Origin of the sequence: Serratia nevei, assembly GCF_024160145.1 — a bacterium.
In the GTDB taxonomy this organism is placed as follows: domain Bacteria; phylum Pseudomonadota; class Gammaproteobacteria; order Enterobacterales; family Enterobacteriaceae; genus Serratia; species Serratia nevei_A.
In genome coordinates this window covers 1-427 of the sequence record NZ_JAMYWQ010000162.1, presented here as the reverse complement: position 1 = coordinate 427, position 427 = coordinate 1, and the positions used below count along the sequence as shown (strand labels likewise).

General features: G+C 56.4%; 1 rRNA gene. It reads left to right on the top strand.

The features are described 5' to 3' along the window. Nucleotides 1-427, top strand: a 16S ribosomal RNA gene (locus tag M6G53_RS25240); the annotation flags it as partial.

Sequence of the window (427 nt, the reverse complement as noted above, 5' to 3'; positions counted from 1 at the left end):
CATTTTGTGCCAGCAGCCGCGGTAATACGAAGGGGGCTAGCGTTGTTCGGAATTACTGGGCGTAAAGGGCGCGTAGGCGGTGTGTCAAGTCAGGCGTGAAAGCCCCGGGCTCAACCTGGGAACCGCGCTTGAGACTGGCACGCTCGAGTTCGGGAGAGGATGGTGGAATTCCCAGTGTAGAGGTGAAATTCGTAGATATTGGGAAGAACACCGATGGCGAAGGCAGCCATCTGGACCGACACTGACGCTGAGGCGCGAAAGCGTGGGGAGCAAACAGGATTAGAAACCCTGGTAGTCCACGCCGTAAACGATGAGTGCTAGACGTTGGGGCCCTTAGGGCTTCGGTGTCGCAGCTAACGCATTAAGCACTCCGCCTGGGGAGTACGGCCGCAAGGTTAAAACTCAAAGGAATTGACGGTTGTGAAGA